14 protein-coding genes and 1 pseudogene are annotated in these 16,277 nt (G+C 66.5%); 12 read left to right on the top strand and 3 right to left on the bottom strand.

Features of this window, described 5'->3' with window-relative positions; genetic code table 11:
* Positions 1-3: 3 nt before the first annotated feature.
* The 5 genes from IEX61_RS00990 (at position 4) to spoVM (ending at position 4,514) form a co-directional block, all read left to right on the top strand.
* Positions 4-759 carry a Stp1/IreP family PP2C-type Ser/Thr phosphatase gene (locus tag IEX61_RS00990; RefSeq protein WP_054672608.1) on the top strand — a complete coding sequence of 252 codons (756 nt, stop codon included), beginning with the start codon at positions 4-6 and terminating at the stop codon, positions 757-759.
* Positions 756-2,735 carry a Stk1 family PASTA domain-containing Ser/Thr kinase gene (gene pknB / locus IEX61_RS00985; protein WP_188816557.1) on the top strand — a complete coding sequence of 660 codons (1,980 nt, stop codon included), beginning with the start codon at positions 756-758 and terminating at the stop codon, positions 2,733-2,735. The genes IEX61_RS00990 and pknB overlap by 4 nt, the downstream gene beginning before the upstream one ends.
* Before the next feature lie 41 nt (positions 2,736-2,776).
* Entirely contained in the window at positions 2,777-3,658 is an 882-nt protein-coding gene (gene rsgA / locus IEX61_RS00980) for a ribosome small subunit-dependent GTPase A (RefSeq protein ID WP_188816556.1), read from the top strand.
* Between the two features lie 2 nt (positions 3,659-3,660).
* Positions 3,661-4,344, top strand: a complete 684-nt coding sequence (gene rpe / locus IEX61_RS00975; RefSeq protein WP_054671869.1) for a ribulose-phosphate 3-epimerase — start codon at positions 3,661-3,663, stop codon at positions 4,342-4,344.
* An 89-nt stretch (positions 4,345-4,433) separates the two neighbouring features.
* Complete coding sequence (gene spoVM / locus IEX61_RS00970) at positions 4,434-4,514, top strand: stage V sporulation protein SpoVM (protein ID WP_054671872.1); 81 nt, start codon at positions 4,434-4,436, stop codon at positions 4,512-4,514.
* A gap of 117 nt (positions 4,515-4,631) precedes the next feature.
* Here the strand turns inward: spoVM and IEX61_RS00965 are convergent, their stop codons facing one another.
* From IEX61_RS00965 to rpmB, 3 genes are all read right to left on the bottom strand, one after another.
* Positions 4,632-4,814, bottom strand: a complete 183-nt coding sequence (locus tag IEX61_RS00965) for a sulfurtransferase TusA family protein (RefSeq protein WP_054671877.1) — start codon at positions 4,812-4,814, stop codon at positions 4,632-4,634.
* Positions 4,815-4,897: 83 nt separating this feature from the next.
* A complete protein-coding gene (yedE, locus tag IEX61_RS00960) occupies positions 4,898-6,133 on the bottom strand; it encodes a selenium metabolism membrane protein YedE/FdhT (RefSeq protein WP_188816598.1) in 1,236 nt (411 codons plus the stop codon).
* A gap of 103 nt (positions 6,134-6,236) precedes the next feature.
* The gene (gene rpmB / locus IEX61_RS00955; RefSeq protein ID WP_188816555.1) at positions 6,237-6,425 is read right to left on the bottom strand and encodes a 50S ribosomal protein L28; all 189 of its coding nucleotides are present in this window, start codon (positions 6,423-6,425) and stop codon (positions 6,237-6,239) included.
* Positions 6,426-6,572: 147 nt separating this feature from the next.
* Between rpmB and IEX61_RS12760 the strand changes: the two are divergent.
* From IEX61_RS12760 to IEX61_RS00920, 7 genes and pseudogenes are all read left to right on the top strand, one after another.
* Positions 6,573-7,463: pseudogene (locus IEX61_RS12760) on the top strand (DAK2 domain-containing protein); the annotation flags it as partial.
* Between the two features lie 94 nt (positions 7,464-7,557).
* Positions 7,558-8,118 carry a hypothetical protein gene (locus IEX61_RS12755; RefSeq protein ID WP_373288385.1) on the top strand — a complete coding sequence of 187 codons (561 nt, stop codon included), beginning with the start codon at positions 7,558-7,560 and terminating at the stop codon, positions 8,116-8,118.
* Between the two features lie 49 nt (positions 8,119-8,167).
* Complete coding sequence (gene fakB / locus IEX61_RS00940; RefSeq protein WP_188816553.1) at positions 8,168-9,031, top strand: DegV family protein; 864 nt, start codon at positions 8,168-8,170, stop codon at positions 9,029-9,031.
* Positions 9,032-9,129: 98 nt separating this feature from the next.
* Positions 9,130-9,795 (top strand): L-serine ammonia-lyase, iron-sulfur-dependent subunit beta, encoded by a 666-nt coding sequence (gene sdaAB, locus IEX61_RS00935; RefSeq protein ID WP_054673308.1) that lies wholly within the window; start codon positions 9,130-9,132, stop codon positions 9,793-9,795.
* 24 nt (positions 9,796-9,819) lie between these two features.
* Positions 9,820-10,731: an L-serine ammonia-lyase, iron-sulfur-dependent, subunit alpha gene (gene sdaAA, locus IEX61_RS00930; protein ID WP_188816552.1), complete on the top strand. Its 912-nt coding sequence runs from the start codon at positions 9,820-9,822 to the stop codon at positions 10,729-10,731.
* A 29-nt stretch (positions 10,732-10,760) separates the two neighbouring features.
* Positions 10,761-12,821: an ATP-dependent DNA helicase RecG gene (gene recG / locus IEX61_RS00925; RefSeq protein ID WP_188816551.1), complete on the top strand. Its 2,061-nt coding sequence runs from the start codon at positions 10,761-10,763 to the stop codon at positions 12,819-12,821.
* A 146-nt stretch (positions 12,822-12,967) separates the two neighbouring features.
* Complete coding sequence (locus IEX61_RS00920) at positions 12,968-16,225, top strand: S8 family serine peptidase (RefSeq protein ID WP_188816550.1); 3,258 nt, start codon at positions 12,968-12,970, stop codon at positions 16,223-16,225.
* The last annotated feature ends 52 nt before the right edge of the window (positions 16,226-16,277 follow it).

Below are 16,277 nucleotides of genomic sequence, written 5' to 3'. Positions count from 1 at the left end.
GAATTGATCGACGCCGCGTGGAAGAGCGACATCGGCCAGGTTCGCCGCGTCAACGAAGACCGCGCGGCCTTGGTCGTGGACGAGGGGGGAACGGTGCTGGCCGTGGTGGCCGACGGGATGGGCGGGCATCAGGCGGGGGAGGTGGCCAGCCAGATCGCCGTTGAGACGGTGGTGCACGAGATGCGCGCATTGCTAAGCGCCTCCCTGGATGAGCTCGGGGAGGCGTTGCGCGAAGCGGTCCTGCGCGCCAACGACGCCGTGTTCGCCCATGCGCGAGCCCATCCGGCGTGTGCCGGCATGGGTACGACGGTGGTGGCGGCCATCGCCCGGGTGGAAGGTGGCGTGGTGGCCCATGTCGGCGACAGCCGGGCGTACCAGCTGACCGGCGGGCGTGTGGTCTGCCTGACGGAGGACCATTCGCTGGTCAACGAACTCGTCAAGCACGGTCACCTGTCTCCCGAGGAGGCAGAGCATCACCCCCAGCGCCATGTGCTCACCCAGGCGTTGGGCACCGATTCGGGGGTGCGCGTCGACGTCACGCGCTTCACCTGGCAAGGCGGTGACGCCCTCATCCTCTGTTCCGACGGCCTCTCCTCGCTGGTGACCGAAGACGACCTCTCGGCCATTCTCGCTTCCTCGCCAACGGCAACCGAAGCCGTCGACCGCCTCGTGTCGCGGGCCAACGAAGCGGGCGGCGACGACAACATCACGGTCGTGGTGTTGCGCAACCAGGGGGAGAATCGAGGTGAGGCGCGATGATCGGCAAGGTGTTGGGCGGGCGGTACGAGATTCTCTCCCGCTTGGGCGGCGGGGGGATGGCCGTCGTCTATCGGGCCAAAGACCATCTGCTCGGTCGCGTCGTGGCCGTGAAAGTGCTGCGCGAGCAAGACGACCAGGATGACGACTTCGTCAGTCGCTTTCACCGTGAGGCGCGCGCGGTGGCCAGCCTGAGTCACCCCAACGTGGTCAACATCTACGACGTGGGCCAAGACGGCGACATTCACTATATCGTGATGGAATGCGTGCACGGGGAAACGCTGAAGGAGTACATCCAGCGCCGCGGGCCGCTGCCACCTGACGAGGCCGTCGCCATCGGCGTGCAGATCTTGTCGGCCCTGGCCCACGCCCATGAGAACGGCATCGTTCACCGCGATATCAAACCGCAGAACATCCTCATCGGCAAGCACGGCGAGGTGAAGGTGACCGATTTTGGCATCGCCCGGGCCAAAACGGCCAACACGATTACCCACACCGGGTCGATGATCGGGTCGGTCCACTACCTGTCGCCCGAGCAGGCCCGTGGGGGCGTTGCCGACGAGAAGTCCGATCTCTATTCGTTTGGCGTCGTCTTGTACGAGATGCTGACCGGTCAGGTGCCCTTCACCGGCGATTCGCCGATCAGCGTGGCCCTCAAACATTTGCAGGCCGAATTTGTGCCCCCGCGCCGCCTTCGCCCCGAGATTCCGCAGAGCCTGGAGAACGTTGTCCGGCGGGCGCTGGCCAAGAATCCGCGCCATCGCTACGCCTCGGCCGAGGCGATGCTGGAGGACCTGAAGACGGCCCTGTTGCCGGAGCGGCAAAACGAGCCGGTGTGGGAGCCGCCGATCGACGAGGAGGATCTGGAAGAAACCAAAGTCCTTCCCATCGTGGGCGGGGTTGTGGAGGCGGTCCCCACGCGTTCCGACGACGCGCCGGGCGGATCCGGGGAGGGGGCCGACGAGGCGGACGGGGCGGCGCGCGCCGAGGCGGCGAAAGGGCCCAATCGGCATCAGCGGGTTATGCGCGCCCTCGGGTGGACGCTGGCCATCTTCATCGGGCTCGTGTTTGGCCTGCTCGGCTTCAACTACGCCATGGGCCTGTTGATTGTGCCCGACGTGACGGTGCCGCGTGTCGAGGGCATGCACGTGAACCTGGCCAAGAAGAAGCTGGAAGAGGCCGGGCTGAGCGCCGACGTGGTGCCGCGCTCCAGCAACGAAGTGGAGCGCGACGTGGTGATCCGCCAGGAACCGTCGGCCGGCATGGTGGTGAAAAAGGGGCGCACCGTCACCCTGTATGTCAGCCAGGGGCCCGAGAAAGTGGAGATTCCGGACGTGCGCGGGATGCCGCGCAGCCAGGCCGAACAGCTGCTTTCCGCCTTCTTGAGCCGGACGGTTGACGAGGAGTACAGCGACGAGGTGCCGCCGGGCCACGTCATCCGTCAGGAACCGGCCCCGGGGGATCGGGTGGTTCCGCAGGAGACCCGCGTGCGCCTCGTCGTGAGCAAAGGGCGGGAGACGATCGCCATGCCGTCGCTGGCCGGGCTGACCTTGGCTGAAGCCGAGGCCACGCTGCAAAAACACAACCTCAAGCTCGGCAGCGTACGCGAGGAGCGCAGCTATTGGCCCAAGGGGACGGTGTTTCGCCAGTATCCATACAACGCGGGGGACAACGTCCAACCCGGAGCCTCGGTGGACGTGTGGGTGAGCGGCGGACTCAAGGACGACGCCGTGGAAGTGGTGGAGGAGGTGCTCGTGCTGCCCGAGGGCGGCAAGGCCGATGTCACCGTCCAGGTGCAGGATGCCCGCGGCGTTCCGCTCACCGTGGTCAGCCGCACCGTGTCGCGTCCGGAAACCGTTGAGGTGCCGCTCATCCTTGCGCCCCATGCCGATGGGGTGATCCAGGTGTACCAAAACGGCCGGCTGGTCAACCGCCAGACGGTCCGCTACCGCGACGTGATCGAAAGCGACAAAACCTGAAATACGGATACCGCACGACTCCGTTCGAGGCAGGTGATGCGATGGCAACCGGCCGGATTGTCAAGGCCGTAGGCGGTTTCTACACCGTTTTCGATGGCCACCAGCTCTGGCAGTGCCGCGCACGGGGGGTGTTTCGGAAAAAGGGCATCACCCCCCTTGTCGGCGATTGGGTGGAATTTGAGCCCGTCGGTACGGGCGAGGGCGTGGTGACGGAGGTGGCCCCGCGTCAGAACGCCCTCGTCCGTCCGCCCGTCGCCAATGTTGAACAGGCAGTGCTCGTCTTTTCCCTTCGCGAGCCGGACTTCAGCGCGCTGCTTGCCGACAAGTTCCTGGTGCACGTGGAACGGGCGAATCTTGATGCCCTTCTCGTCCTGACCAAGGTGGACTTGGCCGGCGACGAGGAGGAAATCGACGCGGTGCGGCGCCTCTATGAACCGGCCGGCTATCCGGTGGTGGCCACGAGCACCGTTACCGGTCGCGGCCTGGACGAGGTGGCCGCGCACCTGAAGGACCGCGTCAGCGTGTTTGCGGGCCAGTCCGGCGTGGGCAAATCGAGCCTCCTCAACGCCCTCATACCGGACCTCAATCTGCCGACAGGGGCCATCAGCCGCAAGCTCGGCCGCGGGCGGCACACCACCCGCCACGTGGAGCTGATCCGCCTGCCGGGCGGCGGCTTCGTCGCCGACACGCCGGGCTTCAGCCAGCTCGACTTCTTCGACATTTCCTCGCAGGAGCTGGCCTCCTGCTTTCCGGAGATTCGCCGCGCAGCGGAAGGCTGTCGGTTCCGCGGGTGCCTGCACGTGAAGGAGCCGGACTGCGCCGTGCGCACCGCGGCGGAATTCGGGGAGATCCCCCCGTCCCGCTATCGCCACTACCTGGCCTTTTTGACCGAGATACGCGAGAGAGAAGCGCGGAGGTACTGACGATGATCCTTGTGGCTCCGTCAATCTTGTCGGCCGATTTTGCCCGCCTGGCCGAAGAGGTGAAGGCCGTTGAGGCGGGCGGGGCCGATTGGATTCACGTGGACGTGATGGACGGGCATTTCGTGCCCAACTTGACGATCGGCCCGATGATCGTCGAGGCGCTGCGGCCCCATACGACGTTGCCCCTCGATGTGCACCTGATGATCGAAGAGCCGGAGCGGTACATTCCGGCGTTCGCCCGTGCGGGAGCCGACATCCTCACCGTGCACCAGGAAGCCTGCGTCCACCTGCACCGTGTCGTCCACCAGATCAAGGAGGCCGGTGCCAAGGCGGGCGTGGCGATCAACCCCGCGACGCCGCCTGAAGCGCTGGCCTACCTGTTGGAAGACCTTGACCTGATCCTGCTCATGACCGTCAACCCTGGCTTTGGGGGACAAGCCTTCATTCCAGGCGTGCTGGCCAAGATCCGCACGGTCCGCCGCTGGCTCGATGAACGGGGCCTTTCGCACGTGCGCCTCGAGGTGGACGGGGGCATCAACGCGCAAACGGCGCGTCACGTGGCCGAGGCCGGCGCCGATGTGCTGGTCGCCGGGTCAGCCGTTTTCGGGGCCGCCGATCGCCGCGCGGCCATCGCCGCCATTCGTGCCGAAGCACAGCGAGGCGTCGCCCTCCGCTCCCCTTCTTGAGTGTTGCGCACATGTCTCGGCACCGGCTGAATATACTGTTACTAACGTGAAGGTGCCGTCATCACGGAGGGGATCAAGGAGGGGTAGGTGTGCGGTTTTACACCATCAAACTCCCGCGGTTTTTGGGCGGACTCGTGAAGGTGATGTTGGGCCTTTTCGGCAAAAAATAATGTCCGGCACAAAAAAGCCCCCACCGAAGCCTCCCGCGTGCAGGCCAAGGACGTTCGAAAAAAGGTCTGCACGCATTTTTGTTTAGAAGGAAACGGTGGGGGATGATGCCATGCGGATTACGGACGCGGAACGCGAATGTAGAAATAGAGATCCTGTCCGCGTTTCTCCGGTTCACGCATCAGCTCGTACCCGTGTTTGACCACCTCTTCGGGTACGCTGCGAAAGGACTGGGGACAGTCCGCAATCACCAAGAGCACTTCTCCCGGTTTCATCTGATTCAGCGCATCCAGCGCATACATGACCGGATAGGGTCATGGCTCGCCGCGGATATCGAGGAGGAAATCCGCTTTCCATTCCTCGGCCATCCGTTTCCCCCCCTTCCTCAGCGCAGTGTGGTTTTCTGGGGGATGAGGCGCGGTTCCGTTGCTTTCAGCCCCCGGCCAAACCGGTAGTGTTTTTCCCACCACGATGCAAGGAGGAACCAGCAGAGCAGCATGGCCAGGGTGCCAAACAGCGCGCCCCAGGGGCCCCAGGTTTCAAGCAAGTTGACGGGCGTCCAGCCCTCCGTGAGGGCAGAATAGAGGCCGAGATGGTCCCAGGCGTAGGCCAGCAGGGTTGCCCCTGTGATGTTGCCCACGCCGACCACCCAGAACAGGACCTGCCCTTCCATGGCGCGGTACATCCAACCGGTTTCGCAGCCGCCGGCAAGGACGATGCCCAGCCCGAACAGGATCCCGCCCAGCGCGGTGCTGGGGGCGGCCACCTTGATGACCGGCGGAATGCCGGACTGAATCAACCAGAAGGTGAGCACGACGGAAATCATCATGCCGACCGCCAGCGCTTTCGTCATGACGGCGCGGCCGCTGACCCAGAGATCGCGGAAGGCGGAGGTGAAGCAGATTTGTCCCCGCTCAATCAGGATGCCGAACCCGGCACCAAACAACGCGGCTGCCGCAAGCAAGGGTTTACCCACAAACAGGTAATGCCCCACGATGGCGACAAAAACGGCCAGCACCAGCAGCCCCAACAGCGGCTGCACCTTCCGACGCGGAGGTTGCGCGGTGGCCAGCACCGGCTTGCCCGCCACGCGCGTCAGATTCGGTTTGCCTCGCCACCAGGGGGTTTGCACGATTTGGACGCCGAGGTAGGTGCCGACCGCCGTGGTGACCATGAAGATCCAGGAATGGAACGAAAATTGCGGCACCCCGGTGAAAAAGGCGGCCAGGTTGCAACCGAGGGCCATGCGGGCCCCAAATCCCGCAAGGACGCCGCCGAGAAATCCCTGCAGCAGGCGACGCTTCTGCTGCGGCACCCGCAGCTTGAAGTGGTTGCCCAACAGCACGGTGATCAGTGCACCGAACAGCATGCCAAGAACGATCCAGCCGTCGGTGCGCGTCCACGGTGTGCCGTTCATGCGGATCATCTGAAAATAGGCCCACTGGGAGATGTCCACCCCCAGAGCCTGCAACAGGTGGCCGCCGAAGCGCGTAAACTCGCCGGTTACCGCCCAGACGGTTCCGGTCACGCCGAAATACAGGGCGCTGAGGACGCCCGCCAGGCCGACGGCCACGTACGGGTTCCAGTAGTCAACGAAAAGCCTGTGGTAAAGGCGCCGCATCATCATCCCTTCCCCTTCTCGCGTCGCCGCGGGACGGTGTTGCGCTTACGTCCTGCACGGTGTCGAAGGGTGCCAAAAAGGAAAAGCGCGCCTGGGGCTTTGCTCAGACGCGCTGCACTTTCCCGGACTTCAGCGCCTTGGCGCTCACCCACACGCGCTTCGGTTTGCCGTTCACGAGAATGCGCACCTTTTGCAGGTTGGGCATCCAGCGGCGCTTGGACTTTTTGTTCGAGTGGCTCACTTTGTGCCCCGTCGACGGGCGTTTCCCCGTCACATAGCAGACGCGTGCCATTTCGCCACCTCCTCACGTTTCGGGTCGATACGGTGGGGGCCGGGAAAAACACCGCGTTCATCTTAGCACAGCTGCGGAAAAGATGCAAGGCATGGCGAAGGCGGGCGAAGGCGTGTTGCCTTTCCAAATGGGCCCCCGTTGTGTACAATGGTCGGTAGGCGTTTTCGAGGACAGTTGCTCGGACGTAAGCAGCACAAGGGGCGTGGCCCCATGGATGTGTCGGCTTACGTCTTTCCGGTTCCCGATGGCGATACGGGGACGAACATGACGTTGACCCTGGAGGCGGGTGTCACCGAGCTGCAGCGCGCGGCCGAGGCGCACCTGGGGCGGGCGCTGGCGGCCTTCTCTCGCGGCCTGTTGATGGGGGCCCGCGGCAATTCCGGTGTCATTTTGTCCCAATTTTTCTGTGGGTTTGCGCAAGCGTGTCAGGATCGTGTTGACCTCGATGCGTTCGGCCTGGCCCAAGCGCTCGAGGCCGGCGTGCAGACGGCGTATCAGGCCGTGCTCGAACCGGTGGAGGGAACGGTGCTGACCGTGGCCCGGGAAGCCGCGTCCCGCGCCATGGCGATTGCTCCGGGGGCGGACAGCGTGGTCGCCGTGATGGCGGAGGCGCTCGAGGCGGCCCGCGCGGCCCTGCGCCAGACGCCGGAGCTCTTGCCCACGTTGAAAAGGGTCGGCGTGGTGGATGCAGGCGGACAGGGGCTGGTCTGCGTCTACGAAGGCTTTCTCGACGCGTTGCGGGGTGAGGGGGCGCGGGTGCAAGCGGAAGCGCTTTCAAGGGCGGGAGCCGGCGCGCCGACGCCTGCAGACGTCCCCGTTTCCCCGCGGCCCGCGCAAGCCCACTTCCGCACCGAAGAGATCGCCTACGGCTACTGCACGGAGGTGCTCATCGCTCTCGATCCGGCCAAAGCGTACGCCTTTCGGGAGGACGCCTTCCGTCAGGCGCTGAGCCCATACGGCGACTCGCTTCTCGTTGTGGCCGACGAGAAGCTCGTCAAGGTCCACCTTCACACGGAGACGCCCGGCACCGTGCTGAACCTCGCCCAAGCGTACGGCGAATTGCTCCGCGTCAAAATCGAGAACATGCGCGAACAGGTCTGGGGTCGATGTCGTCGTGGAGGGCGGGCAGACGATGAACCCATCCGCCGCGGCGATTGCGGAAGCCATTCGGCGGACGGGCGCCCGGCAGGTGATCGTGCTGCCCAACAACGGGAACGTCGTGCTGGCCGCCCAGCAGGCGGCGACGCTGGTGGACGTGCCGACGGTCGTCGTGGCCACCCGGTCGATCCCCCAAGGCCTGGCGGCGATGGTGGCCTTTGATCCGGACCGTTCTCTCGACGAAAACCGTACCGCCATGCTGGATGCCGCCGCCGCGGTGAAGACGGGCCTCGTCACCACCGCGGTGCGCGACAGCGTATCGGGCGGCGTGGCCATTCGGCAGGGGGATTACCTCGGCATTGCCGAAGGGGCGATCGTGGCCGCCGGATCGGAACTGCTCTCGATTGTGCGGCGGCTCATGGAGGCGCTGATTGATCCGGATGCGTCGCTTGTCACCGTGCTCGCCGGCGCCGGCGTCGACGACCAAACGGTGGAGGACGTGGTTTCCGCCATCGCCGCGGCGTGGCCGGAGCTGGAAGTGGAGGCCCACCGCGGCGGGCAACCGGTCTATTCCTTTATCTTTTCTGTGGAGTGAGCCAGACGCTATCAAGACCGCGAAAGCGACAGGAATCCGACAGGAGGCGATGGCGGATGGGGTGTACGTGGTGACGGACAGCACGGCGGATCTCCCGCCGGAGACGGCCGAGCGCCTCGGCATAGCCGTGGTGCCGCTCGTGGTGCGCATCGGCGGCGAAAGCTACCGCGACGGGGTGGACATCACACCGGCAGCCTTTTACGAGCGGATGCGGCAAGCCGGTGTCCCGGCGACGACGTCCCAGCCGTCGCCGCACGAGTTTGTGGCCGTGTACGAGCGGATCATCGCCAGCGCCGGCGAGACGCGGCCGACGATTCTCTCCCTCCACCTGTCGGCCCGCTTCAGCGGCACGTTGCAGGCGGCAGCGGTGGCCAAGCAGCTGGTGGCCGACCGAGCCGAGGTCATCGTTGTCGATACGAAGCTGACGGCGTATCCGATGGGGTACATCGTGCGGCGCGTGGCGGAAGCGGCCCGGGGCGGGGCAGCGGCGGACGAATGCATCGCGTTGGTGGACCGCCTTCGCGCGAACACGCACGTCTTTTTTTTGGTGGACACCCTCGAGTACCTGCACAAGGGCGGGCGCATTGGACGCGCCGCCGCGCTGGTGGGCAGCCTGTTGCAGGTGAAGCCCCTGCTTACGCTGGAAGAGGGCGAGATCGGCGTTGCCGACAAGGTGCGCGGGAAGAAAAAGGCCCTCGACTGCCTCTTTGCCCTGCTGGCGGAGCGCGTCGGCGACCGGCCGGTGCGCGCGGCGGTGCTCTACGCCGCCGTGCCGGAGGAAGCGGCGGCGCTTCGGGAACGGGTCCAGGCGATGTTTCGCGTTGAGGGGGCCGTCGACGTGGCGGAGATCGGGCCGGTGGTCGGCGCCCACGTGGGTCCTGGCACCCTCGCCGTCTCGCTGGTGACCGGATAAAATGAAAGAAGGAAGAGCGGAAGCGCTTACGCCGTTAAACGGCTAAGGACAAACGGGAATGCGGTTGAACGGGTTGCCCACAGGGGGAGGCAGCGTGGATGAAATACCGTTCCGTGTTTGACATCATCGGCCCGATCATGATCGGGCCGTCCAGCTCCCATACCGCGGGTGCTGCCCGCATCGGCCGCACGGCGCGCGCGCTGTTCGGCCGCGAGCCGAAGGAGGCCGTCATCACCTTTTACGGGTCCTTCGCCCAAACCTACCGCGGGCACGGCACCGACGTGGCCATCGTCGGAGGCATCCTCGATTTCGATACGTTTGATCCGCGCATTCCGCAGGCGCTCGAGATCGCAGCCGAACACGGCATTCGGGTGGAGTTCCGCCTGTCCGACGAGGAGGCGCCCCACCCCAACACCGCTCGCGTGCTCCTGCGCGACGAAAAGGGGAGCCTGGAACTGGTTGGGATCTCCATCGGCGGCGGCAAGATTGAGATCGTCGAGCTGAACGGGTTTGCCCTGAAGCTTTCTGGCAACCACCCGGCGCTTTTGGTGCTTCATGAGGACCGATACGGGATGATCGCCGCGGTGTCGAATGTGCTGGCCAAGCACGCCATCAACATCGGGCACATGGAAGTGGCGCGCCGCGAGCGCGGGCGCGAAGCGCTGATGGTCATCGAGACCGATCAAGCGCTCCCCGAGGACGTCATCCGGGAGATTGCGGCCATCCCGCATGTGCTCGCGGCCAATTACGTTCACCCGGTTTAAGGGACAGGCAAAGGAGCGGGGACCATGGCCCACTTTCGGAGCATAAAGGAACTGGTGGAACGGTGCGAACGGGAACAAAAACCGATCTCCGAGGTGATGATCGAGGCGGAAATGGCCGTCTCCGGGCGCAGCCGCGAGGAGATTTGGCGCCAGATGGCCCAAAACCTCGAGGTGATGGAACAGGCTGTCCGGCGCGGCATCACCGAGGACATTCGCTCGCGCAGCGGCCTGTCGGGCGGCGCGGCGAAGAAGGTGCAGGAATACCTGGCCCGGGGAACCTTCTTGTCCGGCCACACGGTGCTCGACGCCGTGTCCAAGGCGATGGCGGTCAACGAAGTGAACGCGGCCATGGGCACGATCGTGGCCACGCCGACGGCCGGCGCTGCCGGCGTCGTGCCGGGGACGCTGTTTGCCCTCTCGGAAAAGCTGGAGGCGACGCGCGAGCAGCAGATCCGCTTCCTGTTCACGGCCGGGGCCATCGGCTACATCATCGCCAACAACGCCTTTATCGCCGGGGCCACCGGGGGCTGCCAGGCGGAGGTGGGTTCGGCCACGGCGATGGCGGCGGCGGCCATTGTGGAGATGGCCGGCGGCACGCCGCGCCAGTCGGGCGAAGCGGTGGCCATCGCGTTGAAAAATCTCCTCGGTCTGGTGTGCGATCCCGTTGCCGGGCTGGTGGAGGCGCCGTGCGTCAAGCGGAACGCCATGGGGGCGGCCGTCGCCCTCGTCGCCGCCGACTTGGCCCTGGCCGGCGTGACGAGCGTCATTCCGCCCGATGAGGTGATCGAGGCGATGTACCGCATCGGCGCCAGCATGCCGCGGGCGCTGAAGGAGACGGCCCTGGGCGGGCTGGCGGCCACCCCGACGGGGCGGGCCCTGGCGGCGAAGATTTTCGGCCGGGCCCCGGCGATCGAGCCGCAACCGCCCGGTGAGTGATGCGGAGACAAGGCGAGGGAGGCCAAACGATGGGGTACGACACCCGCGTTCTCGAGCTGCCCGTGACGGCCGTCCCCGGCGTGGGGGAGGAGCGCGCCCGCCTGCTCGCCACCCTCGGTATCGCCACCGTCGGCGACCTTCTCTCCTATTTTCCCTACCGCTACGACGACTGGCGCGTGCGCGACCTGACCACGGCCGACCACGGCGAGCGGGTGACCGTCGAGGGCGAGGTGTGGGGCGAACCGGTGCTGCGGACCTACGGGAAGAAGAAGTCGCGCCTCGCCTTTCGCGTGTTTGTCGGACCGGTGTTGGCCACGGCGGTGGTCTTCAACCGGCCGTATCTGGCCAAGCAGCTGGCCCCGGGCAAGCGGATCCTCCTCAGCGGCAAATGGGACCGCTACCGGGCGCAGATCACCGTCGATGCCTACCGTTGGCCGGGCAAGGGCCACGCCGAGGGGCTCGTGCCCGTTTACTCGGTGCGCGAGGGCGTGCCCGTCGCCCTCGTGCGCCAGGCCGTGGCCGCGGCCCTCGCCGCCTTTGGCCCGCACCTCGTCGACCCGCTGCCGGCCGAAGTGGTGGCCCGCCGCAGGCTCCTGCCCTATGCTGACGCGCTTCGGTGCATGCACTTTCCCCGCAATGCCGCCGAGGGCGAGCGCGCCCGCCAGCGCTTCGCCTACGAGGAGCTGTTTTTTTTCCAGCTGAAGATGCAGGCCTACCGCTACACCACGCGCCGCAACGCGCCGGGCGAGGCAAAGTCCGTCCCGCGCGAGGCGGTGCGGGCCTTTGTGCGCCAGCTGCCCTTTCCCCTCACTGGCGCGCAAAAGCGCGTCATCGCCGAGATCCTGAACGACCTGGAAGCCCCGTACGCGATGAACCGCCTCCTGCAGGGGGACGTCGGCTCAGGGAAGACGGTGGTGGCCGCCGTGGCCCTCTTTTCCGTCGTCCGCGCCGGGTACCAGGGCGCGCTGATGGTGCCGACGGAGATCCTCGCCGAGCAGCACCGCGACACGCTGGAGCGCCTTCTGGCCCCGCACGGCGTGCAGGTGGCCCTGCTCACCGGTCGGGCCACGGCTCGCGAGCGGCGCGAAGTTTTGGACGGTCTGGCCATGGGCCTCATCGACGTGGTGGTCGGGACGCACGCCCTGATCCAGGAGGACGTCCAGTTTCGCCGCCTCGGCCTCGTCATCACCGACGAGCAGCACCGCTTTGGCGTCGAGCAGCGGCGCATCCTGCGGCAAAAGGGGCTTAACCCCGACGCCCTGTTCATGACGGCGACGCCCATTCCGCGCACGCTGGCCCTTGCCGTCTTCGGGGACATGGACGTGTCGGTGATGGACGAGCTGCCGGCGGGGCGCAAGCCGGTGAAGACCTATTGGGTGAAGGAGGCGCTCATGGAACGCGTCCTCGCCTTCGTCGAAAAGGAGCTGGCCGCCGGACGCCAGGCCTATTTCATCTGCCCGCTCATCGAGGAGTCGGAAAAGCTGGACCTCGAAAACGCCGTCGATTGGTACGAGCGGCTTCGCGCGCGCTTTGAGCCGCGCGGCTTTCCCGTGGCCCTGTTGCACGGCCGCCTGCCGGGCGCGGAGAAGGACGCGGTCATGCGCCGGTTTGCCCGCGGCGAGGCGCGCGTCCTCGTCTCGACGACGGTGGTGGAGGTGGGCGTCAACGTGCCCAACGCCACGGTGATGGTGATCTACGACGCCGAGCGCTTCGGACTGGCCCAGCTGCACCAGCTGCGCGGCCGCGTGGGGCGCGGGGAACACCAGGGGTACTGCATCCTCGTCGCCGATCCCAAGTCGGAAGTGGGCCGCGAACGGATGCGCATCATGACGGAGACGACCGACGGCTTCGAGCTGGCCCGCCGCGACCTCGAGCTGCGCGGCCCAGGCGACCTCTTCGGCACGCGCCAGAGCGGGCTCCCCGACTTCAAGGTGGCCGACCTCTCCCGCGACGCCGACCTGCTGGATGCTGCGCGGATCGATGCGGCCGACCTCGTCAACCGTCCCGCCTTCTGGACGGCGCCGGAGTATGCCGCCTTGCGCGCTTACCTGGAACGGGAAGGGGTGCTGGAGGGCGTGAAGCTCGATTGAACCAGGCTGCCCTGCTTTGTTCGAAAAGCAGGAATTCCAAAATCTCCATCGAATAGAAACAATGATCCGGCTTGGGGAAAGGGGGGAGCCACGCGAGTTCGGGCCGGGTCCAAACACAAACGCCACGGGGAAACGGGGGATTACGCATGACGAAACGCCGTTGGGCCTGCGCGCTAGTGGCGGCGTGCGTGGCCGTGTCGGCGCCGTTGGGTACCCTCGCGGCGCCACCCGTCGGGGAGGACGGTGCGGCTGTCCCGTCGAAGGCGGAATCGCGCACCGCGACCAAAGTCCAGCTGTATCGCGCCATTCAGGAGGCCAAGCGGGCGGAGCGCGACAAAGCGCTCGGGGCCGGTCCGGCCAGCATCCGCCTCGTGCTGTACACCGACGGGCGCGAGCTGACCGGCGAACTGGTGAAGGCCGGCGTTCGCGTGGTGCAGAAAATGAAACCGGGCGTGTATGTCGTGACCGTAGGCGCTGATCGGGCCGAAAAACTTCTGAACATTCCCGGGATTCTGCAGATTTCGGTGGACAAGATCTACACGCTCGACCCGCGCGAGCTGGCCGACCCGGAAACGCCGGGGCTAAGCGGCGAGGCGCGCCCGCAGCTGGCCACCACCCTCGACGACACGAACGTGACGGCCTTCCGCGCGCAGACGGGCTACACCGGCAAGGGCGTCACCATCGCCATCCTCGACACGGGCGTCGACCCGGATCATGAAATGCTGCGCGCCACGGCGGACGGGCGGATTAAGATCGTCGACTGGCAGGACTTCACCACGGAAGGGAACGTGACCGTGAAGCCGGCGACGGCGGAGGGGGCAACGGTCATCGTCGGCGAACAGGCGGTTCGCGTGCCGGAGGCGTGGGACGGCCGCACCGTTTACGTTGGCGAGCTCTATGAAGGCATCCTGCCCAACGAGCGGCTGTTCGGGTATGCGGAAGGGTCGAACACGGGCTTCGACTTCAACCTCGACGGCGACAAGAAGGACCGCTATGCCGTTCTCCTGGCCGACGCCGACGGGGACGGGCGGCCTGAGACGGTGGCGGTGGACACGAACCAGAACGGCGACGTGACGGACGAGACGCTGCTCGTGCCTTATCGGGAAGGGGTTGCCGGCGGAAAGCGTTCCGTGGCCGCTTTCCCGTCGAAGCCCGGCAAACCGGCGCAGCGCGTCCAGTTCGTCTTCACCCGCGTGCTTACCGACGCGGACGGGGCTGTCGTCGGCGTCAATATCGGATTTGACGGCCACTCCCACGGGACCCATGTCGCCGGCATCGCCGCGGGGCACAGCGCCGAGACGGGGCTCTCCGGCGTGGCGCCGGACGCCCAGGTGATGGCCATCAAGGTGCTGGGATCCAACGTTGGCGGGGCGCTGTCGCACATCGTGGAGGGGATGATCTACGCCGCCCAACACGGCGCGGACGTGGTCAACATGAGCCTCGGGTCGTCGCCGGACATCAACGACGGCTCCAACCTCGAGGCGCTGGTGGCCGACTGGTTGAGCCAGACCTACGGCACGGTGTTCGCCATCTCCGCCGGCAACAGCGGACCGGGCATCAACACGATCGGCGCGCCGGGAGACACCACGTCGGCCGTCACGTCGGGGGCGTACATCTCCGCCGACACGTGGCGCGCCAACTACGGCGTGGACATTCCCGGCGAGATGCTCTGGTACTTCTCCTCGGTCGGGCCGCGGGAGGACGGCTGGCTCAAGCCGACCCTCGTGGCGCCCGGTTCGGCCTACTCCAGCGTGCCGACGTGGATGGACGGTGTGCCGTACCGCGTGTATCAGGGGACGAGCATGTCGTCGCCGCACACGGCCGGCATTCTGGCCCTCTTGACCCAAGCGGCCCGCGCCGAAGGGTTGGTGCCCGCCGGCGGGCGCATCGATCCGGCTTTCCTTGCGCGGGCGGTGCAGGCATCGGCACGGCCCATACCCGGGTACCAGCCGGCCGATCAGGGCGGCGGCCTCATCGACGTGTCGGCGGCATGGGCGTACCTGAAGGCCCACCGCGGCCATGCTCCCAAGCGCGTTACCGCCGAGGTGCCGTATGCCGAGAAGCTGCCCGTTGCCCGCGGCATCTACGTTCGCAACGGCGAGGCGCCGCGCATGGTAACCGTCTCGCTGCACAGTGAGGAGCCGCGCGCCGTCACGCTGCGGGTGTCGGTTGACGCGCCGTGGGTGAAGGTGCCAAAGGCGGTGACGATCCCCGCTGAACGCGGCAAGAAGCGACCGAGGGCGGCGCTGCCCGTGGTCCTGGACACGGAGCGGCTGGCCCCGGGCTTCCACAGCGCGGTGATTCGCCTGGATGACGGCGACGGGGTGGTGGACCTGGTCATCCCGGTGTCCATCGCCGTGCCCGTGGCCCTTGATGCGGGCACCCGCTACGCCTTTGTCGACGAGGCCCGCGTGCCGACGGCCAAATCCAAGCGGTACTTCTTCCGCGTGCCGCACGGCGTGGAGAAAGCGGTCATCACCTTGAAGGTGGCGCAGGACGCGACGGGCAACCCGCTTGGCCGCCTAAAGCCGATGGTCTACACCCCGGACGGCCTGTTGTATCGCGATGCGCCGTATGCGGGGCTGGGGTCCGCCGATCTCGTGCGCACCGTGGAGATCCCCCATCCTCAGCCAGGGGTGTGGGAGGTGGACGTGTACGCCAGCCACGGGCAGGCCAGTGCGGCGTACCGGCTGGCGGAAGGGCACTACGTCCTCGATGTCCAGTTGCACGGCGTCATCGCCGAGCCCGACCAGTGGACGCTGGCCGTTCCCCCGGGTGCCAAGAAGAGCGAAACCTTCACCTTTGTCAACCGCACGGGGCGCGTATTGACCGAAGCCCGCGTGTGGGGCACGGGCCTCGTGGACCTGTCCGTCGACCGGTCGGTTAAACAGGTGCTGGTGTTTGACCAGCGCGACCCGGAACACTTTGACGCCTTCTTCGACACCTTTACCGTGACGCCGGACAACCCCAACGTCGTGTTCGAGGCGTCCATCCGCTCGCGCACGAACCCGGACGGCGATGACTACGATCTCTACCTGCTGAACGAAGCCGGGGAGGTGATCGCCTACGACGCCGACGGGGACGCCGACGAGGCGATCCGGGTGACCAGCCTGCCTCCGGGCACCTACACGGTGCTGATCGACAACTTCGCCACGCCGTCGGGCTACGCCGAGATCGAATACCGGAAGGCGGTCGTCAACGCGAGCGATGCCGATCCGAACACGACCATCGAGGTGAACAGCCGCGGCCCGGCCGCGATTCCGCCGGACGGCACCTGGCAGGCCGTGGCGACGGTGAAGGTGCCCAAGGGCAAGCGCACGCAGTACGCGGCGTTCCTTGTGGTGGACTATGGCACGGGCCGCACGATGGTTCCGGTGGCGGTGTCGACGGACAACACGAAATGAGAATGGAAGGGGGAAACTTTCTCACTGCCGCGCAAGAACCTTGATGAACGTG

The sequence above is a fragment of the Calditerricola satsumensis genome (assembly GCF_014646935.1).
Lineage (GTDB): Bacteria > Bacillota > Bacilli > Calditerricolales > Calditerricolaceae > Calditerricola > Calditerricola satsumensis.
The sequence above is the reverse complement of the archived record's forward strand: the minus strand, read 5'-3'. Positions and strand labels throughout refer to the sequence as shown.

Excerpts from the sequence above, each read along its gene's own strand:
- rpmB (WP_188816555.1), bottom strand. The coding sequence starts at position 6,425 with ATGGCACGCGTCTGCTATGTGACGGGGAAACGCCCGTCGACGGGGCAC.
- IEX61_RS12755 (WP_373288385.1), top strand. The coding sequence starts at position 7,558 with ATGAACCCATCCGCCGCGGCGATTGCGGAAGCCATTCGGCGGACGGGC.
- IEX61_RS00965 (WP_054671877.1), bottom strand. The coding sequence starts at position 4,814 with ATGTATGCGCTGGATGCGCTGAATCAGATGAAACCGGGAGAAGTGCTC.
- rsgA (WP_188816556.1), top strand. The coding sequence starts at position 2,777 with ATGGCAACCGGCCGGATTGTCAAGGCCGTAGGCGGTTTCTACACCGTT.
- IEX61_RS00920 (WP_188816550.1), top strand. The coding sequence starts at position 12,968 with ATGACGAAACGCCGTTGGGCCTGCGCGCTAGTGGCGGCGTGCGTGGCC.
- fakB (WP_188816553.1), top strand. The coding sequence starts at position 8,168 with ATGGCGGATGGGGTGTACGTGGTGACGGACAGCACGGCGGATCTCCCG.
- yedE (WP_188816598.1), bottom strand. The coding sequence starts at position 6,133 with ATGCGGCGCCTTTACCACAGGCTTTTCGTTGACTACTGGAACCCGTAC.
- sdaAA (WP_188816552.1), top strand. The coding sequence starts at position 9,820 with ATGGCCCACTTTCGGAGCATAAAGGAACTGGTGGAACGGTGCGAACGG.
- recG (WP_188816551.1), top strand. The coding sequence starts at position 10,761 with ATGGGGTACGACACCCGCGTTCTCGAGCTGCCCGTGACGGCCGTCCCC.
- rpe (WP_054671869.1), top strand. The coding sequence starts at position 3,661 with ATGATCCTTGTGGCTCCGTCAATCTTGTCGGCCGATTTTGCCCGCCTG.
- sdaAB (WP_054673308.1), top strand. The coding sequence starts at position 9,130 with ATGAAATACCGTTCCGTGTTTGACATCATCGGCCCGATCATGATCGGG.
- pknB (WP_188816557.1), top strand. The coding sequence starts at position 756 with ATGATCGGCAAGGTGTTGGGCGGGCGGTACGAGATTCTCTCCCGCTTG.